We start from the raw sequence: 303 nt of genomic DNA on the forward strand, positions 1-303 counted from the left end.
TAAAAATTTTTCAGAATAGATTTCTTATAGCCTCAAATCAAGAGGGGCGCACGCTGATTAAAAAGCCGGCGAAAAAAAGAAAAAAGCCGTCCGCAGGAAAGTAAAACCTTCCTGCGAACGGCTTTCGCTGTATCTTTCTGCCTTCGTTTGCGAAGGCGTATTATTTATTACTTTTCCAAAAACCGCTGCAAAATCACTGCGGCTTCTGCGCGGGTGGTAGCACCCTGCGGGTCAAGGACGCCGTCGCCCTTGCCGGAGATGAGCCCTGCGCCGACCGCCCAGGACACGCCCTCCTGCGCCCAG

At 52.1% G+C, this 303-nt stretch carries 1 protein-coding gene; it reads right to left on the reverse strand.

What is annotated here, in order from left to right; all coding sequences use genetic code 11:
• Window positions 1-167: 167 nt before the first annotated feature.
• Window positions 168-303, reverse strand: a 136-nt coding sequence (locus H6B51_RS17445) for an S-layer homology domain-containing protein (RefSeq protein WP_204884838.1), incomplete at its 5' end; no start/stop codon positions are given.

The sequence above is a fragment of the Pseudoflavonifractor phocaeensis genome (assembly GCF_016901955.1).
GTDB classification, from domain to species: Bacteria; Bacillota; Clostridia; order Oscillospirales; family Oscillospiraceae; genus Flavonifractor; species Flavonifractor phocaeensis_A.